We start from the raw sequence: 23,010 nt of genomic DNA, 5'->3' as shown, positions 1-23,010 counted from the left end.
CGCTGAAAGCCCTTCCACTCTGCCTCAAGCAGACAGCGAGAAGCTCTGTTTAAGGTTTCCAAGCCGGAGTTCTTTTTGTCAGTCAGCTCCGCTAAGCGCATGTTGTTTCGTCAAACCCTGGCTCCATGGGTGGCCCTGTTGCGTTGGAACAAACCCAGCGGAAGACTGATTTTGCTGATCCCAGCCGGCTGGAGTCTCTGGCTCACGCCGAATGCCCCGCCCTCTCCAGCCCTTGTGCTCTTGATCGTGCTCGGCGGCCTGGCGGTGAGTGGAGCGGGTTGCATCGCCAATGATTTATGGGATCGACGCATCGACCGCTTTGTGGAACGCACGAAGCAGCGTCCGCTTGCGCAAGGAAGTTTGAGCGTTGTCCAGGCCGTTGTTGTGTTGATCGTGCTGTTGATCATCAGTTTGAGCGTGGTGCTGAGCTTGCCGGCTTCCGTGCGCAACCTCTGCCTTGTGTTGGCGTGTTTCGCCCTGCCGCCGATCTTGATCTACCCCTCTGCCAAGCGTTGGTTCGCCTACCCCCAGGCAGTCCTGGCCTTGTGCTGGGGCTTCGCGGTGTTGATCCCTTGGGCCGCTCAAACCGGCGATCTCAATGGCGGTTGGCCCTTGGCAGGTTGTTGGCTTGCCACCTTGCTGTGGACGTTCTCCTTTGACACGGTGTATGCGATGGCGGATCGTCCGGATGACGCCCGGATGGCGTTAAACAGCAGCGCACTGAGCCTCGGTCCGTCCGTCTTGCGCGTCGTGGCTGTCACCTATGCGCTCTCGATGCTGGCCCTGGCTGTTGCCGCCGCCTTTGCCGGAATCGGAGTTATTTTCTGGCCGTTCTGGCTGGTGGTGGCCTTTGGGATGCAACGTGCAACGCGAGCCCTCAAAAGTGTCCAGCAACAATCCATGTCTATGTATGGCCTTCATTTCAGTCAGCAGGTGCGCTTGGGCGCGTTGCTGTTGTTGGGTCTCGTTCTCGGGCGGCTGGGCTGATGCACAGCACAGACGGCTCTGACGTGTTGCTTTTCCCTCTTCAATCGGGAGATGAGGTGGCCGTGGTGGCCGCCAGCTCTGCGCTTGACAACACAGACAACCTTCGGCGGGGGATCTCGATTCTGGACAGCTGGGGATTGCGAATCCGTCCGGATGTCATCAGCCAACGGCGCTGGGGCTATCTGGCGGGACGGGATGAGGAACGTCTTCGTGATTTTCAAGCGGTTCCCAATGCCGCCCTCTTGGCCTGTGCACGCGGCGGCTGGGGAGCAGCCAGACTTTTGGAGCAGCCTTTCGCTTGGCAGCCTGGATGGTTGCTGGGCTTCTCGGATGTGACCGCACTGCTCTGCGCTCGTATGGCGGCTGGTGTGTGCGGGGGCGTCCATGGGCCCTTAATCACAACCCTCGCCGATGAACCCGAGTGGAGTCAGCAGCGTTTGCATGATCTGCTCTTTGGCCACGCCCTGCCGGATCTTCAAGGGGTTCCCTGGCGGGGAGGCGTGGCTGTTGGCCCGTTATTGACCCTGAATTTAACGGTGGCGTCCCATTTGATCGGGAGCCCTTTCCTTCCGGATCTGCGTGGCGTTGTGTTGGTGATTGAAGACATCGGCGAAGCTCCCTATCGCCTTGATCGCATGCTCACGCAGTGGCGATTAGCAGGTCTGCTCCAATCGCTCGCCGGTCTTGGCTTCGGTCGATTTCTGGATTGCGATGACGCCTCCGGCTCTGCTGGCTTCAGCTTGGAAGAGGTGTTGCGAGAGCGGAGCGATGATTTAGGGATTCCTGTGGTGGGGAACCTGCTGGTGGGGCATGGTCCGGGGGGAAATGCAGCCTTGCCGGTGGGCGCGATCGCGACCCTCGATGGAGATCAGGGGGTCTTGCGCGTGGGCGCTAACCCTGGCGTTCGGCCAGCACGGCTGCAGCCACAGTGAGATCAAAAGGGGTGGTCACTTTGATGTTGGAGGGACCAGCATCAAGCACGTTGACTGGCCATCCCAAACGCTCATAAAGGGAGGCGTCATCGGTAACAGTCCAGCCATTCGCTCGGGCTTCGCGATGACCCTGGCGGAGTTCATCCACTGAAAAAGCTTGCGGAGTCTGGGCCGCCCACAGCTCTGCTCGATTTGGGGTTGCTGTGATCAAGCCTGATTCGTCGACCTTTTTGATCGTGTCGGTGACAGGGGTCGCCGCAATCACAGCCTGGCCGCCGCGAACGGCTTCTGCACAGCGGTTAAACAGGTCTGGTGTGGCCAGACAGCGGGCCCCGTCATGGATGAGCACATGCTTGGCTGCGGTTGGCAGGCCGGCCAGCCCTCGTTCCACTGACTCTTGACGACTGTCTCCGCCGGCAATCCAAACGACGGGTTTGGGAGCGCCTCCCACGAGATCGAGAATCTCGGACCGGTCAATCTCCTGACCAATGATTCCGATCCAATGGATCGTCTCAGCTGCGAGGGCTGCCTGCAGCGTCCATGCCAGCACGGGTTGTCCAGACAGCGGCAGCAGCAGCTTGTTGCGGGTCGCTCCCATCCGCCGCCCACTACCAGCGGCTGCGATCAACAGATGCATAAGCGACTCCTGTTCCCAGCAACCTGAAACGGCCTCCATACAATCAGCTCGCACCCTTTGTGCTGTTGTTTCATGCGCGTTCTCGTTTTAAGCCCAGGAACAGCTCAACAGCAGCTTGAGCGTATGCCTGCCATAGCAGCCTGTGCCAACGCGCTTGGAGCTTCGATTCAGGTGGCCTGTTCCCCTGCTTACCGAGCGCTGTGGACGTTGCTGCCGTCGGTTGAAAAAATCATTCCCTTTGATTTTTCTGCAGCTCAGACCATGGCCGATTGGGCCAATCTCCTTGGCTCCGTCCGAGAACCTGATTTCCAGGTATGCCTCAATTTTGCGGACGGACGTCAGGTCAACCTGATGCTGTCCATGAGCCATATCCCGACGCGGGTTGCAGAGGCTGGATTTGCCTCTACTGCTACAGCGAGCCAGGCTGAGGGCTGGAGTGCGCAGCGCCTCTCTGGATTTCTGGCTCCGCTTGGTCTCAGCTTGGATGCCGCAGCCTTTCGGATCAGTTTGCCTGCCGCGCTGATGAGCCAGGCTCGCGAACGGCAGCCGCAGGGAGATGGTCCTCTCTTAATGCTTCAACCAACGGCCATGGCGGGAGACTGGCCCTCAGAACGCTGGAAACAATTACCGCTCACGATCAAAGCCAAGCTTCCTGGGTTGCGAACCATCCATCTCGGAGATGAGAGCTCGCTTTCCGAGAGAGCCGCGCAGATTGCCTGTGCCGACGTGGTGTTGACCAGTTGTCCTGTGACCAGTCTGTTGGCAACATTTTGCGGGGTTCCTTTAGTGGCCCTCGGACTGGCTGACGATCAACTGCCAGAGCGGGATGTGATTCGGCATCTCGGCAATGACGATCTCCGCTCACTCTCAGAAGCGGATGTGTTGGAGGCGATGGGCTTCGGATGAAGAAGCCACGACGGAGGTCGCAACAACGCCGTCGGCTTCAGCCCTATTCCGTTCAGTTTTATCGGCCTCAGCTACGCCAGCTGGCAAGGCCATGGCTTTTACCCGTCCTAGCCCTCGCCATCGTGATCATGGGCGGTGCGATTGGTTATCGGATCACGGAGGGGTGGGACTGGGGTGATTGCTTGTGGATGGTTCTGATCACGATCAGCACCATCGGTTATGGAGAAGTGGAGCCCCTCTCCCAGGCCGGACGGCTGGTGACCGTTTTGATCGTGGCTGGGGGCATCGTGGTGGTGCAGCTCTCGATTCAAAAGATTCTCGGCCTGACAGAATCCGGATACTTCCGTCAGTTGCGGGAGTTGAGGTTTCGCCGAAACCTACGGCGTATGCATAACCATGTGATTCTTTGCGGGTATGGCCGCATTGGCCGGGAGATTGCTGAACAGCTGCTCTTGGAAACCGTTCCCGTGCTTGTTGTGGAGTTGGATTCTGCTCGCCGTCTGGCGGCAGAGGAGCGTGGTTTGCCTGTGCTCCAGGCCGATGCCACCCTCGATGAAACGCTCCTAGAGGCTGGACTTCATCGTTGTCGAAGCCTGGTGGCGGCCTTGCCTAGCGATGCTGCCAATCTGTACGTCACGCTCAGCGCTCGAGGCTTGGAGCCTGGATGCCGGCTTATTGCTCGGGCCGATAGCGAAGAAGCGGCAGCCAAGCTTGAACTGGCGGGAGCCACGGTTGTGGTGAGTCCCTATGTCGCTGGGGGCAGGGTGATGGCAGCAACAGCGCTGAGGCCTTTGGCTGTGGACTTTATGGATCTGTTGTCTGGGTCGGAATTTGAAATTGAAGAATTTCGGTTAAGTCGTGATCCCTTGCTTGTGGGTCACTTAGCCAGCAAGAGCTTGTCGGAGCTCCAGCTCGGTCGGCGCAGTGGGGCCATGGTGCTGGCCATCCGTGACGGGAGCGCATTAAAGGGAAATCCCAGCGGGGAAGAACGGCTTGGCCCTGGTCAACTTCTTGTGGTGATGGGCAGCCAGAAGCAATTGGAGTTATTCCGCAATCTGCTGGGTGATGCCATCGACACGATTGAGACCATGCGGGGCGTCTAGCTGGCTTTGATGACTGAAAGGGCTAATGATCCCTACGATCACACGATCGTAAAAAAAGCGTTCATGGATTCATCCGCTTCTCTTGACGGTCAAACCGCCCTTGTTACCGGTGCAAGTCGTGGCATCGGTCGCGCAGTGGCCTTGGCTTTGGCCGCTGAGGGCGCAGAAGTGGTGGTGAATTACGCCAGTTCACCCGATGCGGCGGAGGCGGTGGTTGCTGAAATTCAGGCCAAGGGCGGCTCCGCCTATGCCCTCCAGGCCGACGTGGCCGACGAGGCTTCGGTGGATGACTTGATGAAAACGGTGTTGAAGCGCAGTGAACGCATCGACGTCCTGGTGAATAACGCGGGGATTACGCGCGACGGCCTGTTGATGAGGATGAAAACCGAGGATTGGCAGGCGGTGATCAATCTCAATCTCACCGGAGTCTTTCTGTGCACGCGGGCTGTGACACGCCCCATGTTGAAGCAGCGCAGTGGTCGCATCATCAACATCACCTCGGTGGTTGGGCTGATGGGCAATGCCGGTCAAGCGAATTACGCAGCAGCCAAAGCCGGTGTGGTGGGACTGACGCGAAGTAGCGCCAAGGAGATGGCAAGCCGTGGAATCACGGTGAATGCGGTGGCACCTGGCTTCATTGCCACCGATATGACGAAAGATCTTGAGGCCGAGGCCATCCTTGCTGCCATTCCTTTGGGCCGGTTTGGGACCCCTGATCAGGTGGCTGGAGCCGTGAGGTTCTTAGCTGCCGATCCTGCGGCCGCTTACATCACCGGGCAGGTGCTGCAGGTGGATGGCGGGATGGTTATGAGTTGAGGATCAGCTTTGGAGGGGCTGCCCAAGCTCCTCTCTCAAGCGACGAATGCGCTGAAGCAACTTCAATCTGCGACTGCGGTCCGTTGCCGTGAGATAAATCCGAAGCGGCACGTAGACCAACGTCATGGTTGCCGCCATGGCAGCCATGAAAACGAAGAACAGCGCTCCGGAATCCTTCATGTCCAAACCTTAACCAGACCTTTTGCGCCGTTGGTCCATGGATTCGGCTTTCCCCACTTCCGAGAGGAGCGGTTGGTCGTAGACGCTGGAAGGGATTGACCCTCGGGTTCCTGACACTATGGCCAAACTTCTCAGCTTCTCGAACGAATCACGTGAGTCCCTCGAGAGAGGCATGAATGCCCTTGCCGATGCCGTTCGGGTCACCATCGGACCTCGTGGCCGCAACGTGGTGCTCGAGAAGTCCTACGGCGCACCTGACATCGTCAATGACGGTGACACGATTGCCAAAGAAATCGAACTTGCTGATCCGTTCGAAAACATCGGAGCCAAGCTGATCCAGCAGGTGGCGTCCAAGACCAAGGACAAAGCTGGCGATGGCACCACCACTGCCACCGTGCTCGCCCAGGCGATGGTTGAGGAGGGGCTTCGCAACACCGCCGCAGGTGCCAGCCCGATCGAACTTCGCCGAGGCATGGAAAAAGCTGTGGCGGCGGTGGTCGCCAGCCTGAATCAGCGCAGTCAGTCCGTGAGCGGCGATGCGATTCGCCAGGTTGCCACGGTTAGCTCAGGCGGTGATGAGGAGGTGGGGCGCATGGTTGCCGAGGCCATGGACAGGGTGAGCTTTGACGGTGTGATCACCGTGGAGGAATCCAAGTCTTTGGCCACTGAGCTCGAAGTCACAGAGGGCATGGCCTTCGATCGTGGCTACAGCTCTCCCTATTTCGTCACCGATGGTGACCGCCAGATCTGTGAATTTGAGAATGCGCTACTGCTCCTCACCGATCGCAAGATCAGCTCGGTGACCGATTTAGTTCCCGTGTTGGAAACGGTTCAGAAATCGGGCTCACCGCTGGTGATCTTGGCCGAAGAAGTGGATGGGGAAGCTCTTGCCACCTTGGTAGTGAACAAGAACAGAGGGGTGCTGCAGGTGGCGGCAGTGCGTGCTCCATCCTTTGGCGAGCGCCGGAAGGCTGCGCTTGCTGACATTGCTGTGCTGACCGGCGGTCAAGTGATCAGCGAAGACAGGGCGATGACCCTCGACAAGGTGACGATGGACGACCTGGGCCGCGCACGCCGGATCACGATCAGCAAGGACAGCACCACGATCGTGGCGAGCGATGACAGCAAAGATGCCGTCAGCGCCCGTGTTGCCTCCATCAAGCGTGAGCTCGACAACACGGATTCGGAATACGACCAGGAGAAACTCAACGAGCGCATCGCCAAGCTCGCTGGAGGAGTCGCCGTCATTAAGGTCGGTGCCCCGACAGAAACGGAGCTCAAGAACCGCAAGCTACGCATTGAGGATGCTTTGAATGCCACCCGTGCAGCGGTCGAGGAAGGCATTGTTGCTGGAGGTGGATCAACCCTTCTGCATATCTCTGCAGAACTCGATGCTCTGACCTCAGGATTGGAGGGTGATCAAAAGACCGGGGTCGAAATCGTTCAGCGTGCCCTGAGCGCTCCCCTGCGTCAGATCGCTGAAAATGCAGGTTCTAACGGTGACGTTGTGGTGGATCGTGTCCGCAACAGCGGACAGGGATTCAATGCTCTCACCGGAAACTTTGAAGACCTGATGAGTGCCGGGATTCTGGATGCATCCAAAGTGGTTCGTCTTGCGCTGCAGGACGCGGTCTCGATTGCATCACTGGTGGTGACCACTGAAGTCGTGGTGGCAGACAAGCCTGAGCCTCCTGCACCTGCAGGTGGCGGTGGCGACCCCATGGGCGGCATGGGTGGCATGGATCCCATGGGCGGCATGGGCGGCATGGGAATGATGTAATTCCCACCGTGGAATCCCTTTAGTGGGATCCCCTTAGAGGGATCCCACTAACCTTGCGTGGATGCGACACACGGATAAGGCTTCCCGGGGTGGATGGCTGCACAGTCTCCCCAGCTCTCGATTGAGAGCTTGTAGTTCTGTCATCGGCAACCCTGCGATGGGCAGACCGAAGAAGGCTCCGCTGAGGACGACAGGAAAAGCAACTTTCAGCAACATGCCTGAGTCTTGTGAGACTCACTCATTCTGCCTTTTCAGGGTCCTGTAGTAATCGGCCACTTGAAGGTCGACGCCCGTAATCGCCGTGCCAACGACCACAAGATCGGCTCCATGTTCAAGCGATTTGAGCGCTGAATCAGGCGACTTAATGCCCCCCTCGCAAATCAACGTCACCTGCTCGGGAAGCTGATCCCTTAGAGGAGAGATCAAGCCGAAACCCGGAGGAGTTTGTTGTGCTGTTTGCTCCGTGTATCCATACAGAGTGGTGCCCACCCATTTGCATCCCAGGGATGCTGCGATCAATCCGTTTTCGATGGAGTCCACATCGGCCATGAGAGGAGCTCCTAATTCATTCTTCGATCGTTGAATGAGCTCGGCGAGGTCCTCCTGCTCTGGCCTTTGGCGCGCTGTGGCATCAAGGGCGATGACGTCGGCACCGGCTGCCCAGACCGCTTGAATGTCCTGCCAACGAGGCGTGATGTAGACGGAGCTCTGCGGGAGCGTTCGCTTCCATAAGCCAATGATCAAAGCGTTAGGACAGCGGTTGCGTACAGCTCCGATGTGCTCTGGGCTCTCCAGGCGAACCCCAGTGGCTCCGTTGCGAAGACTGGCTTCAGCCATGGCCGCAATCACATCGGGATGCCGCATGGGTGATCCTTCCGGAGCCTGAACGGACACGATCAGGCCACCCTTCAGTTGGGCGCGGGATGGGATGGACATCGTCCTCAGGATGCCTGCAGATCTTGGACTGCTGAGGATGCCACCATCCAGCGACGAAAGCGCTGCGCACCGCGGGCAAACGGAGGAGGCGCAATGGCAAGGGGCGGATTGGAAGAACGATCAGCCAGGTCTTCCATCCCCTCAGCCTCGTCAGCTTGCGAGGGACTCGGAAGGGGTGCGACGTGCAGAGCTGGTGTTTCTGTTTCGACCGTTTGATCGCTCACGAGAGAGAGGCCTTGGATCTTTGGCTCCTCCTCTACTTCCACCTCTGGACTCTGAGCTGAGGGGAGAGCCTCCAGGGAGGCTTCATCCGACCGTTTGGGAAGAGAGGTCACCCCATAGCGGTGCACCCACTGCAGTTCCAATTGCGCGATAAGGGAGGCTTCTCTTAATTCATTGGCGACCAGCAAGCGACGTTGCAGGTCTAGTTGGCGGGGGTTCAGGGGCTGAAACGAAGAAACAGACACGGAATCAAGAGAGTTTGCGATTGAGCAGTGGGCGGATGAGAAGAAACAGCCCCACGGTGAGCACGGTCAGGACCAACAGGCAGGTCTGTCCAGTGACGGGTCCATAGGGTGCGTCCAAAAGAACCACCGAAAGATCGAGAGGGCCTGCATAGGCGGCTCGAATGGGTTCTATCGCGAAGGTAAGGGGATTTAGGGCCGCTAGCCAGCCCATCCACACAGGCATAAAGCTCAGAGGTGCCAATGCGGTGCTTGCAAATAGCAGCGGCAGATTGGCGACAAAAATCACCGCAATCAACTCAATGTGACCAGGCAAGGCAAAAGCCAAACCGAGACTTAAGGCCGTTACGGCAAAAACCAACAGCAGCAGGGTGAACAGAACAAGCAGGAGCCCACCAGCTCCAGGCCATCCATAGCCGAGTAAGGCCGCTGTGAGCATGATCGCCAAACTCTGCACGAGGCTCAATGTGGTGATGTAAATCACCGAAGCGAAAACAATGGAGCTTCGACTTCTTAATGGCGCCACAAGAAGTCGGTTGAGAAATCCAAATTCGCGGTCAAACATGACCGGAAGTCCGGCATTGAGTGCACCGCTAAACGCTGTGAAAACAATCACTCCAGCCCCGAGAAAACGCCCGTAGCTCATGCCGCCGGGTAGCAGCCCCTCGGGGGCCTTAGAGAACAAAGCCCCAAATAAAATCAACCAGATCAGTGGCTGCAGAACACCGGCAATCAGCGTGGAGGGACGCCGTTTGAGCTGCACGAACAGGCGACGCGTCAAAGCCGACGTTTCCTGGATCAGCTCTGTCAAAGCTCCTCGGGAGGACGCTTGATTGGCATCAATCTGCAGATGGGGAGTGGTCATGGGGAGCACTGATGGAAATCTGGAGGTGGAAGCAGGCGGTTAGCGCATGGCTTGCTTGCGTTCTTGCTTGGGATCACGCTGCCCAGCAATGGCCAGCTCGGCGTCCATCAGGGTGCGTCCTGTGGCCTGAAGGTAAACGTCGTCAAGACTGGGTCTGCTTTGGGCAAGGGCAAAGACGGGAAGCCCTGCTTCTTCCAAACAAAGGCGAAGGCGAGGAAGAACCTGTTCCCCATCCACCACAAGGTTGAGGGAGTGGCCCTGCGAGCGATTAATCACAATGTTCTGAATGCCATCAAGGGGTTCGAGGAGGTCACGAATCGTCTCTGCTTCCTGCTCGTTGCTGAACTCACGCACCCGCAAGGTGACGCGATCTCCTCCCAGACGTTTCTTGAGATCGTTTGGTGTGCCTTCAGCGATCACCGTTCCGGCATCAATGATGGCCATTCGATCGGCGAGTGCTTCCACTTCTTCGAGGTAATGGGTGCTCAGCAAGACCGTTGTTCCCTGATCTCTTAGGTCCCGGAGCACGTTCCAGATCACGGCTCGACTTTCGATGTCAAGTCCGACCGTGGGTTCATCGAGAATGAGCAGTTGGGGGCGATGCAAGAGACCTGCCGCAAGATCAAGGCGACGACGCATGCCCCCTGAATAGGTGCCGCATCGCCGGTCGATCCAGGGATCCATACCCAACATCTCGATCAGTTCGTCGATTCGTTGGTTCCTCTGTTTGGGTCGTAAGTGGTAGAGGTCGCCTTGAAGGGCAAGCAGCTCCCGCCCCGTGAGGATTTTGTCAATCGCCACCTCTTGAGCGACATATCCAATCAGCCGTCGAATCTCGCGTTGGTCTTTCAAGCCATCGAGGCCAGCAATGCGGACATCGCCAAGATCTGGAGCCAGAAGAGTGGCAAGAATTCTCAGGGTTGTGGTTTTGCCAGCACCATTGGGTCCGAGCAGCCCATACAGACATCCTTCAGGGACTTGCAAGCTCAAGTCCCTGAGCGCTGGAATCGTCCCGTAAGACTTTTCCAGGTGATCGAGCACGATCAGGGACATGGAACCGTCCAAAAGCGAGAGTTAAGAATCTAGGAAGCGACAGGAAGAAATCCGCCCGCGAGGATGTCAACGACGGTCCTGACTTGCAGATCAAACTGAGCGGAACCAGACATTCGGCTCATGACAAGCAACAAACAGATTCCGAACAGATAAAGGATTGACCAACGAAACAATCCCTTGGCGCGATCTCTGTTGTTGGGTTCCGCAGCCAGGCGCTCCACCATCTGCAGAAGGCGACCGTTGAAGGGAAGGATCAAGAGCCCATACAAGGCACCACCTTCCGGTAGGGCCCAAATGCCCAAAAAGCTGAGCAAGATGGTGGCCCATCCATAGCGTCGAATCGCCCTCGTGGTGACCAATGGCCCCTTGACGACAGGGAGCATGGGAATGCCGACGGCTCGATAGTCGTCATGCAAAAGCAGGGCAAGTGCCCAGAAATGGGCTGGAGTCCACACCATCACAAGCGCGAATAGCCACCATCCGCTCAGGCCTATGTGGCCTGTTGCTGCAGCCGCTCCGACCAGGGGTGGGATGGCACCAGCAACACCGCCAACCACAATGTTTTGTGTGGTGCGGGGCTTCAGAAGCGCGGTGTAAAGCAAGACATAGCTGCAGAGTCCTAGGAGAGACAGTCCAGCTGCAAGACAGTTCACGCCACTGACGAGAAGCGCCGCTGCAGCAAGCGTGCAGGACACCGCACCAACAAACGCCGCGGATGGAGACAACCGCCCAGAGGGAAGGGCTCGGCCGCTCGTGCGCAGCATGCGTCCATCCAGCTCCTGCTCCCACAAACAGTTGAGAACGCCAGCGGCGGCAGCGGCCAATGCACCACCACCAAGGGTGCAGGCCAGCCGTGGTGATGAGAGGGGCCAGCCTTCGGTGAGAGCCATTCCTCCCAAGGTGGTGGCGAGCAGGAGTGGGATCAGCCTCGGTTTGGCAACCTCAAGCCAGGGGGGAAGTTTGATTCTCTTGCGAGATGGCACCACCTCATCCCTGGTGAGGGATGGGGGCATTGGAGCAACGGAAGCTGAACTAGCCATGACAGGGCTCCAGGGTTGAAGAATCGCGAGCGATCGTGAGAGGGGAGTCGGGTGCTGACGGGCGTCTCCATGTGAGAGCTGCGAGGACGGCCACGAGCAGACAGGCAACGAGTTGATGACCCACCGTCACCGCTGGTTGGCTCAGACCAAGCCGCAAGGTGAGAACTCCCAAACCGATTTGGGTTGAGACCAGCAGAGTGGCTGTGATCAGGAGGGGCCATTGCTGACGAGCCCAGCCGCCGGCGATCAGAGCTGTTGCAACGAACAGCAGGACGCAAATCGCTGCTGGGGTTGCGGCACTGCGATGCCAATGAAGCCATTGGCAGGACTGACCTTCCTGCAAGCAACGTTGGGCCGCCCATGAGCTGGCCATCCGCCCTCCGAGCAGGCATTGGCCTGAAACGGCTGCCAGGCTGATTCCGCCAAGAAAGGGCCACCAACGAGGGGCGGCAGCATCTTTGGATCCGGTGTGCAGCAGCCTTTGGGTGAGTCCGCTCATCACTATGACCAGGGTCAACGCCAGAACGAGATGGGCTGTCACCACCGCTGAGGGAAGCAGTTGAAGCACGGTTAGGGCCCCGAGGCCTCCCTGAAGAACCACTAACAGGACCAAAAGGAAGGACAGAGGCAGGAACCAACGCGGCAATTCCTTCCTCCAGAACCAGGCGGCACCGAGCTGGACGAGCAGGGCGACGCCTACAACAAAGGCATCTAGGCGGTGGAACCACTCCAAGAACACCTTGAGGTTCATCTGGCGTCCAGGCAGAAGGCTCCCGTAACAGAGAGGCCAATCAGGACAGGCCAGCCCGGCCTCCATGACACGGGTTGCTCCTCCAATCACCACCAGGGCAATCAGAGCTACGACCAGGTGAGCAGCGAGTTGCGCCAGGCGCAAACGAATCGGAACTGTTGCCGATGAAGTCAACGACTGTCCCTCCTAATCACGCGGTTTATTTTTGGAAACTAGCGATCTGATCTGAAGCGGCACGCTATTTACAGGTCTCCGACATTTTTATGGGCGCCAACATCTCCCTTTGCTGACAACAACGCCCTGAAACAGCTCTGTTAGCAGGAACTACAGGCTGCTTTAACAATCACGGCATGAAGAAGGCTCGGGATCTCCATAGTCTTAAGAGACATGTACCAGGAGTTTCGTGCCTATCCCCTCGGCGATTCTCACTCTTGTGCTGGGAATGATCCTTGTGCTGGGTGGATTGTGGATTGGCCAAAACATCAACCTTCTTCCTGTTGATGCCAGCGTCAATGCACCCATTTACGACGAACTGTTTCGTGTTCTGTTCAGCATCGGTACGATTTTGTTTGTAGGAATCGTTGGGCTGGTGGTATTCAGCCTTGTTCGTTTCCGCCGCAAAGCTGGACAGATTGGTGACGGGATTGCACTGGAAGGCAATTTGCCGCTGGAGATTTTTTGGACGGCTGTCCCAGCCATCGTTGTCCTGTTCGTGGGTTTATTCAGCTACGACATCTACGAACGAATGGGGGGAATGGTTCCCCTTGGTCATGGGGGCCACGGTGACTCTCAAGTCGCAGAAGAAAGGGTTTGGGGAGGAATTGGCACAGCAGGGGCGATGCAAGCGGGTTCTGAAATGGCAGGAGCCCCTCTTCCTGTTGAGGTCACGGCGATGCAATTTGCCTTCCTCTTCCACTATCCCGAAGGCGACATTATTTCTGGAGAATTGCATGTTCCATCAGGACGACCTATTTCATTGAAAATGGAGGCTAAAGATGTGATCCATGCATTCTGGGTTCCAGAATTCAGGCTCAAGCAGGACATCATTCCAGGCCAGCCAACCTTGCTCAATTTCACTCCCACCCGTCCAGGGCGTTACCCAGTGGTTTGCGCAGAACTTTGCGGCCCTTATCACGGTGGAATGCGCTCCACAGTGGTGGTTGAGTCGGCCGACGACTACGACGCCTGGTTCCAAGCCAATCGCAAGCTCCCTGTATCTGAGGCATGACACTTACTCTTCCCCAGCAAAGCAAACCCCCCTCCTTGCAACCAACTGGGTGGCTTCGCTACCTCAGTTTTAGCGTCGATCACAAAGTGATCGGGCTTCAATATTTGGTGTGTGGCTTTGCTTTTTACCTGATTGGTGGTGCCCTGGCTGGCGCTATTCGCACAGAGCTGACAAGCCCGGTAGCCGATTTTATGCCCCGGGATGTTTACAACCAGGTCCTTACCCTGCACGGCACTGTGATGATCTTTCTCTGGATCGTCCCGGTGGTGAATGGTGCGTTTGGCAATTATCTGATTCCGTTCTATGTGGGGGCCAGGGACATGGCTTTCCCAAGGCTGAATGCTGTTGCTTTTTGGTTGATTCCCCCTGCTGGTCTACTTCTGATCACCAGTTATTTTATTACCGGTGCAGCACAGTCAGGCTGGACAGCCTATCCACCCCTTAGTCTGACGACTCCTGCGAGTGGCCAGATTATTTGGATCCTGAGCGTTCTATTGCTTGGGGGAAGTTCCATCTTTGGCGGAATTAATTTCATTGCCACCATTCTGAAATTGCGTCGGCCTGGATTAAAGCTGATGCAATTGCCGATGTACTGCTGGGCCATGCTTGGAACGAGCATTCTCGTTGTTTTATCCACGCCCGTTCTCGCAGGTACCTTGATTCTTCTGAGCTTCGATATCGTTGCTCATACGGGATTCTTTAATCCAGGCATGGGTGGAAACGTGGTTGTTTATCAACACCTCTTCTGGTTTTACTCGCATCCAGCCGTCTACATCATGGTGTTGCCTGCCTTTGGTTTGGTGAGTGAAATCCTTCCGATTCATTGCCGGAAGCCTCTTTTTGGGTACACAACGATGGTGTATTCGATTATGGCAATCGTGGTTCTTGGGCTTGTTGTTTGGGCCCATCACATGTTTACCAGCGGCACGCCTCCATGGATGCGCCTGTTTTTCACCATTGCCACGGCCTTTATTGCCGTTCCCACTGGAATTAAATTCTTTAACTGGTTAGCCACTTTGTGGGGAGGAAAAATCAGTCTTAATAGCGCTGTTCTTTTCTCTTGCGGTTTTATTATCAACTTTGTGTTAGGCGGGATTACTGGTGTAGCGCTTGCGCAAGTGCCTTTTGACGTTCATGTTCATGACACCTATTTCGTGGTCGCTCACTTCCACTACATCGTGTATGGGGGTTCGGTTTTTGTGATCTTCGCGTCTGTGTATCACTGGTTTCCAAAAGTCACGGGGAGGATGCTGGATGAAAACCTCGGACGTTTTCATTTCTTGTTGACGTTTATTGGATTCAATCTTTGCTTTGCTCCCCAGCATTGGCTGGGCCTCAACGGCATGCCCAGGCGTGTTGCTGAATACGACCCCCAATTTGCGTTTGTGAATCAGATCAGCAGTGTTGGCGCCCTGCTGATGGCCCTCAGCACCTTGCCCTTCCTCTGGAACGTGTTCGTGAGTGCACGATCAGGTCAAATTGCTGGAGACAACCCTTGGCGGGCCTTGACCCCTGAATGGTTGACCAGCTCTCCGCCTCCTATAGAGAACTGGAAAGGTGAGCCTCCTTTGGTCACTCACCCCTATGGATATGGAATCCCAGCGGACAAGATCGACTTGAAAGACGCCAGTGGCAGTGATTTATGGAGCAGCGGCCGATGACTTCCCTTTCCCCCCAAGACCAAGTTGTTGAGATTCAGGAGCATCACGAAGAAAGCCATCCCGACCACCGCATGTTTGGCCTAGCCACCTTCTTGGTGGCTGACGCGATGACATTTGCAGGCTTTTTCGCTGCCTATCTCACGTTTAAGGCTGTTAATCCTCTCCTGCCTGGTGCTGTCTATGAGTTGGAACTTCCGCTTCCAACCCTGAACACCATTCTCCTGCTTGTCAGTAGCGCCACCTTCCATCGAGCTGGTGTCAATCTGCGCCGAAGTGAGATGCAACGTTGCAGAAGCTGGTTACTGCTGACGGCAGCTCTGGGCTTGGCCTTTTTGGTGAGTCAGATGGTGGAGTATTTCACCTTGCCATTTGGCTTGACTGACAACCTGTATGCCAGCACTTTCTACGCTCTCACTGGCTTCCATGGGTTGCATGTGACCCTGGGCGCACTGATGATTTTGATCGTGTGGTGGCAATGTCGGACTCCTGAGGGACGCGTCAGCGCTGATAATCACTTCCCCTTGGAAGCCGCAGAGCTCTATTGGCACTTCGTTGACGGCATCTGGGTGGTCTTATTTGTGATTCTCTATCTCATCTGAGCCAGCTTGGTCGCTCTTGCCTCTCATGTTATTTCGATACTTTTGTTGCTTGGTATGAGCGTTATGGTCAGAATTAAATCAAATTTCTTGAGTTAGATGCTCACTGGCCAGGAATTGCTGAACAGGGCCCGGTCACTCAGCAATCGCTCTGAAGACGAAATTGCCCGTGGATGCGGGTATGTCGGCCCCAGTGGTCGCGTTCTACGCAAGGGCTTTTACAAAGCCCTAGTGGAAGCGAAGGGCTACAAGCTTCCCTCCTCCAGTTCTGGTGGTGGGGGTGGAACGAGAGGTCGCCAAGCCGAATTCAAGACCCGGGTTCACGGCAATGGAAATCTGCTGATCGGTCATGCCTACACCCGTCGCCTTGGCCTAGAACCCGGCCAAGAGTTTCGGATTGAATTGCGTCAAGACTCCCGTTCCATCTGGCTTCTGCCAATGAACAACGAGGAGCTCAAGGTTGCAGAGGTTAGTGCTGATCAAGCTGCAAAAAAAGACCCAGGTTGATCAAACCCGGGCCCTTTCGCTCACTGGTCTAAAGAGCCTGGCTGCGTGGTGATCACGCAGCAGCTGGTGGATCTTGATCGTTGTGAATGGTGGAGCTCAAGGCAATCAGATCGATGCCGCTGAACAGGAAGCTGATGCCCACAAGGACGCCCAGCACCCAAAGCAAGCCCCAGAACTTCAGGGTCACGATCAGCAAGCCAAGGATGAAGGTGATCACGCCGTTGGCAACGGCCCAGCCCGCTCCAGGACGGTTGCTGTGAGAAAGGCCGTTAAAAAAGGCCACAACGCCCTCGACAAGAAAGACGATGCCGATGGCGAGAGACAGCGTTGCGACCTGTTCCGCCGCGTCTGCCGGACTTCGGAAATTGCTGATCATCGATGCACCCGCAACGATGAACAGGGTGGAGACAACTAAACGCCAGAAGCAAATCCAGCGGCCCATGCGTTTGGAACGGGCCAGATTGCTGATCCACCCCACGACGCCTCCAACGAGAAAGACAACGGCGATCACTCCGGTGACCCATACGGATGCAAGCACTGGAAAGACCAGGGCGAGGACACCCAAGATGATCAGCAGAATGCCTTCAGCGATGGCGAAAGCTTTAAAAGTCCCAAGGGAATCGGGACGATCGTCAGCGGTCATGAACGTTGAAAAAGAGACACCCACGAAAGGTATTGATTCCCCGAGGATCTGACCGGTTTTTGTGATGTTCCCTCAGCTTCAAGCCTTAGCCCTCAGCTCCAACCGTGGGAGGCGAGCCACTCAGCGCTCATAGAACTGTGATTGCCCCCGGCGGATGGAGCTCCTTCTCGCGAGTGGTCGAGCAGACGTTCCGTGTAGCGAGCAAGCAGATCGATTTCTAAATTCACCTCATCCCCGGGTGCGAGATCGCGCAAGGCTGTTGCCATCCAGGTGTGAGGAATCACGGCGATCCAAAATCGTGCGCCAGCATCCGAACATCCTGCAACCGTGAGGCTGATGCCATTCACGGCCACACTGGCTTTTTCACAGATGTAGCGGCCATAGGCGGCATCTCTCCAGCGCAATTCGAGATTCCAGGATTGGCTGAGGGCTTCGATGGCCAGCACCTCACCGATGCTGTCGACATGACCACTCACCAGATGCCCGCCAAGGCGATCGGACAGGCGTAGGGCTGGTTCCAGATTGACCGACCCGCCTGTTGAGGCCTTGCGTCCGAGTGTGCTTCGTTGCAGCGTTTCCTCGCTGACATTGGCAATGAACCCATCGCCCACCAGTGCCGCCACCGTGAGACAGACGCCATCAACGGCCACGCTGTCCCCAAGCTGAAGGGGCGCGAATGGAGTGCAGCCACTCACGACGAGGCCACTGCCGCGGCGCTCAATTCGACCAACAGCTTGCACCAGACCCGTGAACATGCTGCGCCTTCAGCGTGTGTTCACTGGTCATAATCGAGGAAGGGGGGGAGAGCCGTCGATGGTGGAAATGAGCGTGATCGGCATTGCGCTAGATGCCGCCAGTCGAAGTCCGATCGTTCTGCTTCGCGATCCATCTCGACTGCGCCAAGTGCCGATCTGGATCGATCAGGCCCAGGCCCACAACATCATGGCTGGATTGAATGGAGAGCCCTCACCTCGCCCCTTAAGCCATGACTTGATGGTGAGCTTGTTGGCTGCGGGTGAGCTGCACCTCGAACGGGTCATCATCCATGCGATTGAAGACAGCACCTTTCGCGCTGTGTTGAAACTCAGCCACGACGCACCATTCGATGAGATAGAAGACTCCAGCGAAGATTCCGCAGACTGTGAGCCGATCGAGGAGCAGCAGACAGGGGACGATCTCCTGAGTATCGATGCCAGGCCCAGTGATGCCATTGCGCTTGCCATCCGCACTGGCAGCAGCATTTGGATGTTGGAGGAAGTCGTTGCTGAAGCCTCGATCGCTGTGGATGCGGAAGCGGATGCAGAGGATCGAAACGAGTTTCGTCGATTTATAGATCAGGTCAGCCCTGCCGCCATGGTCCGCCACCTTCAGTCCAGACAACCCAAGGACGAGGAAACGACCGACGACACTCCTCTGGAATGACCACAGAGCCTTTGGATGGTGCTGGGGTTCGTCGTGCGTTTGGTACGGGTCCAGCGGTGAGCTTGTTCACCCTGGGGACGATGCGTGCTTTGCAAGATCGTGCCCAAATGGTTGCCGTCTTGCGGGCAGCCCATGCCGCTGGGATCAATCACTTGGAGACGGCACCCGCCTATGGCCCTGCTGAAACCTTTTTGGGGCAGGCTTTGGATCAGCTGGCTCAGGAAGGGATCGTTCCTGAAGGGGGGTGGTTAATCACCAGCAAACTCCTTCCAGGCCTGTCTTTGGAACAAGGAAAACGCGCCTTATCTGCGTGCCTTGAACGGTTGGGACGCCCCTTTCTGCATGGCTTGGCAGTTCATGGCCTGAATCGAGAGGAACACCTGCATTGGGCGGTGGAAGGAGAGGGAGCAAGGCTCTTGGACTGGGCGTTGAGATCAGGGCTTGTGGGTCAAGTTGGCTTCAGCAGCCATGGCTCCAATGCACTGATCGCTCGTGCGATCTCAACGGGGAGGTTTCGGTTTTGCAGCCTGCATCTCCATCTTTTGGATCCAGCCCGGCTTCCCTTGGCGTTGGAAGCGCTGGATGCAGGGATGGGAGTGATGGCGATCTCCCCCGCCGATAAGGGGGGCCGTTTGCAGGCACCAAGCTCACGGCTGAAGGCCGATTGCCAGCCTTGGGACCCCCTTGCTCTTGCTTACCGCTACCTCTTAGCGGCTGGAATTAGCACCCTGACGGTTGGGGCCAGCCGCCCGAGCGATCTCAACCTGGCCGCCTCCATGGCCAGCAGTGATGGGGCGCTCACCCCTGCAGAGCAGACGGCTGTGATTCGTCTCGAACAGTTGCGGCAGCAGCGGCTTGGAGACACGCTTTGCCATCAATGCCGTGCCTGTCTCCCCTGTCCGAAGGAGGTGCCCATTCCCGAGTTGTTGCGACTGCGCAACCTCCGACTTGCTCACGACCTGCAGGAGTTCACAGAAGAGCGTTACAACTTGATTGGGCGCGCTGGCCACTGGTGGGAGGAAGTCAACGCCGAAGGCTGTGAGACCTGCGGGGATTGCCTGCCCCGTTGTCCCCATCAACTGGCGATTCCTGATCTCTTGGCGGAGACCCATCAGCTCTTGGCCGCGGCCCCTCGACGACGTCTATGGGGGTAAGGCCTGCCACTTGGCTTTCAACGCCTCCTGCTCTGACGGATCCAGAGGGGCAAGATTCCAGCAGCGTTGCCAGATCTCCTCGGAGGGAAGAACCAGGGAGCGAAGCCGTTTTGGCACCCGTGACATGGCAGTGCTGAGTTGGGAACGAGCCAGGGGAGGAACCCAGCCTGCCGAGAGCATCCGACTCAGCAGTGGCTCTTCCCAGGCCTTCTTGACCCAGTCCTGAGGGAGGGGCTCTTTGCTTGAACGAGGGCGCAGCATCACGGTCCAGTTCAGGGGCGCACCCTGCGCAGGCAGCACTGCATGCAGCCTTTGATCCCGAAGCAGTGCTGCCATGCAGCGTTGGAGAGGCAGCACGGCCACTTGTGCATCGCCTTGCAGCAACCAGTTGAGGGCATGGCGATCATCAAAACTGATCGCTGCCTGTTTGAGGCTTCGCAGCGCATCAGGGCCCTGCATGTGCTCTGCCAGCGACATCACCAGCCGCGGGCTCGACGGCAACAGAACGTTGCCTTTCAGTTCAGGCTGGAGCAGAACATCCCAGCTGTTGGCTGCTTGGCCTTTGAGGGCTGGCTCTCCTCGAAACAGCATCACCCAGGGGCTGACGCCCACGGGAAAAATTTTGCCTTTCCAGTCGCTCGGTAATTCAGACAGAAACCGCTCTGATGCCGGACCTAATTGCGCTTGAAGAGGGGCGGCATCAATGGCTTGAAACGATCCAGGATCTAGACGCGATAACCAACCATCCCCAATGGTGAGCAGATCGGTGGACGACAGCCACGGGGGGTCGGAGCTGTTGATCGCTTCCAGCTCTGCAATGCGCCAGGGCGCCTTGAGTTGCTTTTGCCACAGGGCAGGCAGGCTCTTCTTCGGGGCCCGCAAGAGGGGCGAATCATTCGACCGCGCACAGCCTGTGAGCCAGGAGAGTCCGGCAATCAAGCCGGTCTGAAGCAGCTGTCGCCGGCGAAAGGAAACGGGCTGAGCAGATGGGCCGATCATTCTCAAACCTTACGGGGCGGGATCCCTTGGCGATTCCTGCTGTTTGCGCTTGGATTCGAGCAATTGATCCATGGCGTTGTCGCACGCCTGGCTGATGCGCTCCAAGGACAGTCCACGCAGCTGCGCAAGCAAGGCGAGACCTCCGGCACCCACGCCCTCTTTCACGTGTCCGAGCTCGTAATCACGCAGCGCGAGGTGTCGACTCCCCTGAAAGCGCAGGCCACTCGCCAACGCACAGATGGAAACATCGAAATGATTTTCCAGTAATGCCAGCAGCTCGACCAGGGATGCGCGTTTGCTCCCGCTGGGCGTGAGCACTTCCCCAGCCAACCAGGCCGTTGTGCCAATCAGCACTTGCTTGGAAAGCAAGCGGCGCTGTTTGGTCGACACCATGTTGAGGGCGAGTGCCATCACGGCCGCCATCTGACTGCCCCCAGCCAAGAGGAGGGGTTGACGGCTCTTGAGCGATCCGATCAGTAACCCGGTCGCAAAGGCCTGAAAAGGATCTCCTACGGCAGCTAAGAGCTCCTGAGCGGAAGGCGTGGCGCTGAACTGTGCCGATTGCAGCCCCTGACGCACCAGGTCTCGTTTTAAGGCCATTGGTGGATGGATGGCACTCCCGCTTATCAGGTCATGGGCGGGAACGCCAAGACCGCAAAGCACAGCTAACGCTGTGGTGGTCCCTCCGGGGACACATTCAGCAAGCACGAGCGGGTGGCGCAAACGTTCACCGAACCGTTGGCCTTGGTTGATCAGCTGCAGAACTCTCTGAGGTGTCATGGCGTGCCCGCTGCTGATGCATTCGGCTGGACCAAGCTCAGGACTCTCAAAGCGCAGATGCGCGAAGGGAGGCATCTTGGACAGTCCGATCGAACCCACCCAGGGCTGAATCTTGACCGCCTCCGCAGCCACCCAACTGATCAACGCTGGTGAGACGCCGGCGGGAAGGGGAGGCAATGGCCAGCGAGGCCGATGTGAGGGCCCATAAAGCAGCAACTCAGCGTCAGCAATCGCGGTGTAGCGGCGTGATTCCGAGGTGGCACCCGCGGCAGAGATGCCCTCCACCTCTGCGGTCAACGTGGAGGACAGCAGGAGTAAAAGATCGGGACCGGATTCAGGATCAGACCAAAAGCGGTGGATAGCACCCGACCAAAACTCGGATGCTGGACCGGAAAGGCGGGTGCATCCCGCCGGGTGCTCAAAGAGGGTCGAGGGCGACCAGGCCATGGAGCAGGGGAGGAGGTTCAGGAATCGGAGCTTGGAGACGGGGAAAGATCCAGTAGGCCAAAGCGTGGAGAGCCAGCACATAAACCAGTTGCTGCACCACAACGAGCGTGATGGCCATGGCTTGCACCAACAGCAGATCAGGGGCGAGGGGCAGCTGCAGCAACTCGAGGACACGATCGAGCAGTCCGGCTCCGGCTCTGGTGATCACCACCCAAAGGTTCTCGCCCACCATCAGGGACAGCGCGACCACCCTCACGAGAAATCCAGCAGCTCCAATGACGACACCAAGCCCCCAGCTGATCCACCAGCTCACCTTTCTCTGCCAGCACCACCCGAGCCAGAGCGACAGCATTCCGTAGGGAAACAGCATCAGGGGCCCACGCAGAGGACCCATCAGCACCACCAAGAGCAGAATCGCGACAACGACGCCCTCAAGCCCAGCTCGACTGCCCCGACGCACGAGCAGCAGCGCCAGGGGCAGAGGGAGGGCAAGACGGAACAGGGCTCCACCGATCGGCAGGTAATACAGAGCCAGCCAAATCAAGGCTGCCGCCGCCGCGAGGTAAGAGGCCTCCATCATGCGTAGAGCCTGTCGACGGCTGAGTTGCGGTTCCATCACGTTTAAGGCTGTCCTGGGCTGTCGCTAGCGGCTTTTTTTGAGGTTTGAAGCGAAGGGATTTTCTCAATCGTTTCGACTTCGAAGCCAATTCCGGCGCGGCGTAAGGCATCCGTGACACTTTCCGCTGGTGCTGCAGGATCAGCGGCAGCCAATCGAATCGTGATGCGATAGGGCCGAGGCTCGGCGGGTATCGGGTTGGGTTGGACGTTGGTCTTTTCCTGCGGAGTCTTCGCTTCCGAAGGATCTGTCTCCTCGTCTTCCTGCTCAGTTGTTTTCGCTTCGGATGTTTGCGCTTTAGATGTTTTCGCAGCGGTCGCCTTGTTTTTGACGGGCTGGTCTTCAGCTCTCTCCGGTTCCTTTACTGCAGAGTTTGCTTCCTGCTCCACCTTGGAACTTGCTGTCTCCTCGGCCGCGGCGGGTGCGCCTGGTGAATCGAAGCTATCGGCAAGCCTCTCCCCAAAGGTGGTACCTGAGCAGGCCTGCAAGGCAAGCAGCAGCGGCATC

General features: G+C 57.5%; 27 protein-coding genes. 12 read left to right on the top strand and 15 right to left on the bottom strand.

Features of this window, described 5'->3' with window-relative positions; genetic code table 11:
• Nucleotides 1-99 precede the first annotated feature (99 nt).
• Nucleotides 100-987: a 4-hydroxybenzoate polyprenyltransferase gene (locus SYN8016DRAFT_RS06420; RefSeq protein WP_006853521.1), complete on the top strand. Its 888-nt coding sequence runs from the start codon at nucleotides 100-102 to the stop codon at nucleotides 985-987.
• Nucleotides 987-1,919, top strand: a complete 933-nt coding sequence (locus tag SYN8016DRAFT_RS06415) for an LD-carboxypeptidase (RefSeq protein WP_006853520.1) — start codon at nucleotides 987-989, stop codon at nucleotides 1,917-1,919. Before SYN8016DRAFT_RS06420 ends, SYN8016DRAFT_RS06415 begins: the two co-directional genes overlap by 1 nt.
• Here the strand turns inward: SYN8016DRAFT_RS06415 and ispD are convergent.
• A complete protein-coding gene (ispD, locus tag SYN8016DRAFT_RS06410) occupies nucleotides 1,879-2,556 on the bottom strand; it encodes a 2-C-methyl-D-erythritol 4-phosphate cytidylyltransferase (RefSeq protein WP_038013884.1) in 678 nt (225 codons plus the stop codon). The two genes, SYN8016DRAFT_RS06415 and ispD, sit on opposite strands and share 41 nt — an antisense overlap.
• A gap of 72 nt (nucleotides 2,557-2,628) precedes the next feature.
• On the opposite strand from ispD, the gene SYN8016DRAFT_RS06405 reads away from it, so the two are divergent.
• From SYN8016DRAFT_RS06405 to fabG, 3 genes are all read left to right on the top strand, one after another.
• Nucleotides 2,629-3,462, top strand: coding sequence for an ADP-heptose--LPS heptosyltransferase (locus SYN8016DRAFT_RS06405; protein WP_006853518.1), 834 nt, complete (start codon nucleotides 2,629-2,631; stop codon nucleotides 3,460-3,462).
• Nucleotides 3,459-4,565, top strand: a complete 1,107-nt coding sequence (locus tag SYN8016DRAFT_RS06400) for a TrkA family potassium uptake protein (RefSeq protein WP_006853517.1) — start codon at nucleotides 3,459-3,461, stop codon at nucleotides 4,563-4,565. The genes SYN8016DRAFT_RS06405 and SYN8016DRAFT_RS06400 overlap by 4 nt, the downstream gene beginning before the upstream one ends.
• A 63-nt stretch (nucleotides 4,566-4,628) precedes the next feature.
• Nucleotides 4,629-5,381: a 3-oxoacyl-[acyl-carrier-protein] reductase gene (fabG, locus tag SYN8016DRAFT_RS06395; RefSeq protein WP_038013882.1), complete on the top strand. Its 753-nt coding sequence runs from the start codon at nucleotides 4,629-4,631 to the stop codon at nucleotides 5,379-5,381.
• Between the two features lie 3 nt (nucleotides 5,382-5,384).
• Here the strand turns inward: fabG and SYN8016DRAFT_RS15530 are convergent, their stop codons facing one another.
• A complete protein-coding gene (locus SYN8016DRAFT_RS15530) occupies nucleotides 5,385-5,561 on the bottom strand; it encodes a hypothetical protein (protein ID WP_006853515.1) in 177 nt (58 codons plus the stop codon).
• 118 nt (nucleotides 5,562-5,679) lie between these two features.
• On the opposite strand from SYN8016DRAFT_RS15530, the gene groL reads away from it, so the two are divergent.
• A complete protein-coding gene (gene groL / locus SYN8016DRAFT_RS06385; RefSeq protein ID WP_006853514.1) occupies nucleotides 5,680-7,341 on the top strand; it encodes a chaperonin GroEL in 1,662 nt (553 codons plus the stop codon).
• A 33-nt stretch (nucleotides 7,342-7,374) separates the two neighbouring features.
• Here the strand turns inward: groL and SYN8016DRAFT_RS14465 are convergent, their stop codons facing one another.
• Genes SYN8016DRAFT_RS14465 through SYN8016DRAFT_RS06355 form a run of 7 tightly spaced genes read right to left on the bottom strand, consistent with a single transcriptional unit; the run spans nucleotide 7,375 to nucleotide 12,624 of the window.
• Nucleotides 7,375-7,557, bottom strand: coding sequence for a hypothetical protein (locus SYN8016DRAFT_RS14465; protein WP_006853513.1), 183 nt, complete (start codon nucleotides 7,555-7,557; stop codon nucleotides 7,375-7,377).
• 18 nt (nucleotides 7,558-7,575) lie between these two features.
• Complete coding sequence (locus tag SYN8016DRAFT_RS06380) at nucleotides 7,576-8,277, bottom strand: N-acetylmannosamine-6-phosphate 2-epimerase (RefSeq protein ID WP_006853512.1); 702 nt, start codon at nucleotides 8,275-8,277, stop codon at nucleotides 7,576-7,578.
• A 5-nt stretch (nucleotides 8,278-8,282) separates the two neighbouring features.
• Nucleotides 8,283-8,744: a hypothetical protein gene (locus SYN8016DRAFT_RS06375; RefSeq protein ID WP_006853511.1), complete on the bottom strand. Its 462-nt coding sequence runs from the start codon at nucleotides 8,742-8,744 to the stop codon at nucleotides 8,283-8,285.
• Nucleotides 8,745-8,748: 4 nt separating this feature from the next.
• Complete coding sequence (locus SYN8016DRAFT_RS06370) at nucleotides 8,749-9,606, bottom strand: ABC transporter permease (protein ID WP_006853510.1); 858 nt, start codon at nucleotides 9,604-9,606, stop codon at nucleotides 8,749-8,751.
• Nucleotides 9,607-9,645: 39 nt separating this feature from the next.
• Nucleotides 9,646-10,659, bottom strand: a complete 1,014-nt coding sequence (locus tag SYN8016DRAFT_RS06365; protein WP_006853509.1) for a daunorubicin resistance protein DrrA family ABC transporter ATP-binding protein — start codon at nucleotides 10,657-10,659, stop codon at nucleotides 9,646-9,648.
• A gap of 29 nt (nucleotides 10,660-10,688) precedes the next feature.
• Nucleotides 10,689-11,672 carry a heme o synthase gene (locus SYN8016DRAFT_RS06360; RefSeq protein WP_371212440.1) on the bottom strand — a complete coding sequence of 328 codons (984 nt, stop codon included), beginning with the start codon at nucleotides 11,670-11,672 and terminating at the stop codon, nucleotides 10,689-10,691.
• A gap of 19 nt (nucleotides 11,673-11,691) precedes the next feature.
• Nucleotides 11,692-12,624, bottom strand: a complete 933-nt coding sequence (locus tag SYN8016DRAFT_RS06355) for a heme A synthase (protein ID WP_006853507.1) — start codon at nucleotides 12,622-12,624, stop codon at nucleotides 11,692-11,694.
• A gap of 229 nt (nucleotides 12,625-12,853) precedes the next feature.
• Between SYN8016DRAFT_RS06355 and SYN8016DRAFT_RS06350 the strand changes: the two genes are divergently transcribed.
• From SYN8016DRAFT_RS06350 to SYN8016DRAFT_RS06335, 4 genes are all read left to right on the top strand, one after another.
• Nucleotides 12,854-13,678: a cytochrome c oxidase subunit II gene (locus SYN8016DRAFT_RS06350; protein WP_006853506.1), complete on the top strand. Its 825-nt coding sequence runs from the start codon at nucleotides 12,854-12,856 to the stop codon at nucleotides 13,676-13,678.
• Nucleotides 13,675-15,339 carry a cytochrome c oxidase subunit I gene (ctaD, locus tag SYN8016DRAFT_RS06345; RefSeq protein WP_006853505.1) on the top strand — a complete coding sequence of 555 codons (1,665 nt, stop codon included), beginning with the start codon at nucleotides 13,675-13,677 and terminating at the stop codon, nucleotides 15,337-15,339. The genes SYN8016DRAFT_RS06350 and ctaD overlap by 4 nt, the downstream gene beginning before the upstream one ends.
• Nucleotides 15,336-15,938 carry a cytochrome c oxidase subunit 3 gene (locus SYN8016DRAFT_RS06340; RefSeq protein WP_006853504.1) on the top strand — a complete coding sequence of 201 codons (603 nt, stop codon included), beginning with the start codon at nucleotides 15,336-15,338 and terminating at the stop codon, nucleotides 15,936-15,938. The genes ctaD and SYN8016DRAFT_RS06340 overlap by 4 nt, the downstream gene beginning before the upstream one ends.
• Before the next feature lie 96 nt (nucleotides 15,939-16,034).
• Nucleotides 16,035-16,442 carry an AbrB family transcriptional regulator gene (locus SYN8016DRAFT_RS06335; RefSeq protein ID WP_006853503.1) on the top strand — a complete coding sequence of 136 codons (408 nt, stop codon included), beginning with the start codon at nucleotides 16,035-16,037 and terminating at the stop codon, nucleotides 16,440-16,442.
• Nucleotides 16,443-16,494: 52 nt separating this feature from the next.
• Here SYN8016DRAFT_RS06335 and SYN8016DRAFT_RS06330 read toward each other — a convergent pair whose 3' ends face one another.
• On the bottom strand, nucleotides 16,495-17,085 hold the full coding sequence (locus SYN8016DRAFT_RS06330) for an HdeD family acid-resistance protein (RefSeq protein ID WP_006853502.1): 591 nt from the start codon (nucleotides 17,083-17,085) through the stop codon (nucleotides 16,495-16,497).
• 92 nt (nucleotides 17,086-17,177) lie between these two features.
• Nucleotides 17,178-17,840, bottom strand: a complete 663-nt coding sequence (locus SYN8016DRAFT_RS06325) for a riboflavin synthase (protein ID WP_006853501.1) — start codon at nucleotides 17,838-17,840, stop codon at nucleotides 17,178-17,180.
• Between the two features lie 58 nt (nucleotides 17,841-17,898).
• Here SYN8016DRAFT_RS06325 and SYN8016DRAFT_RS06320 point away from each other — a divergent pair, with 58 nt between their 5' ends.
• Both SYN8016DRAFT_RS06320 and SYN8016DRAFT_RS06315 read left to right on the top strand, forming a co-directional pair.
• The gene (locus tag SYN8016DRAFT_RS06320; protein ID WP_006853500.1) at nucleotides 17,899-18,507 is read left to right on the top strand and encodes a bifunctional nuclease family protein; all 609 of its coding nucleotides are present in this window, start codon (nucleotides 17,899-17,901) and stop codon (nucleotides 18,505-18,507) included.
• Nucleotides 18,504-19,661: an aldo/keto reductase gene (locus SYN8016DRAFT_RS06315; RefSeq protein ID WP_006853499.1), complete on the top strand. Its 1,158-nt coding sequence runs from the start codon at nucleotides 18,504-18,506 to the stop codon at nucleotides 19,659-19,661. Before SYN8016DRAFT_RS06320 ends, SYN8016DRAFT_RS06315 begins: the two co-directional genes overlap by 4 nt.
• On the opposite strand, the gene SYN8016DRAFT_RS06310 is transcribed toward SYN8016DRAFT_RS06315, so the two are convergent.
• From SYN8016DRAFT_RS06310 to SYN8016DRAFT_RS06295, 4 genes are read right to left on the bottom strand one after another with little or no spacing between them, the layout of a single operon-like run.
• Nucleotides 19,650-20,660: an ABC transporter substrate-binding protein gene (locus SYN8016DRAFT_RS06310; RefSeq protein ID WP_006853498.1), complete on the bottom strand. Its 1,011-nt coding sequence runs from the start codon at nucleotides 20,658-20,660 to the stop codon at nucleotides 19,650-19,652. The genes SYN8016DRAFT_RS06315 and SYN8016DRAFT_RS06310 overlap by 12 nt on opposite strands.
• Before the next feature lie 9 nt (nucleotides 20,661-20,669).
• Nucleotides 20,670-21,887, bottom strand: a complete 1,218-nt coding sequence (locus SYN8016DRAFT_RS06305) for a nicotinate-nucleotide--dimethylbenzimidazole phosphoribosyltransferase (protein WP_006853497.1) — start codon at nucleotides 21,885-21,887, stop codon at nucleotides 20,670-20,672.
• Nucleotides 21,859-22,503: a DUF2232 domain-containing protein gene (locus tag SYN8016DRAFT_RS06300; RefSeq protein ID WP_006853496.1), complete on the bottom strand. Its 645-nt coding sequence runs from the start codon at nucleotides 22,501-22,503 to the stop codon at nucleotides 21,859-21,861. The genes SYN8016DRAFT_RS06305 and SYN8016DRAFT_RS06300 overlap by 29 nt, the downstream gene beginning before the upstream one ends.
• 5 nt (nucleotides 22,504-22,508) lie before the next feature.
• Entirely contained in the window at nucleotides 22,509-23,009 is a 501-nt protein-coding gene (locus SYN8016DRAFT_RS06295; protein WP_141561387.1) for a hypothetical protein, read from the bottom strand.
• Nucleotide 23,010: the final 1 nt, after the last annotated feature.

This window comes from Synechococcus sp. WH 8016 (genome assembly GCF_000230675.1).
Classification (GTDB): domain Bacteria; phylum Cyanobacteriota; class Cyanobacteriia; order PCC-6307; family Cyanobiaceae; genus Synechococcus_C.
Note: the sequence above shows the minus strand (reverse complement) of the source record. Positions and strands in the feature narration are given on the sequence as shown.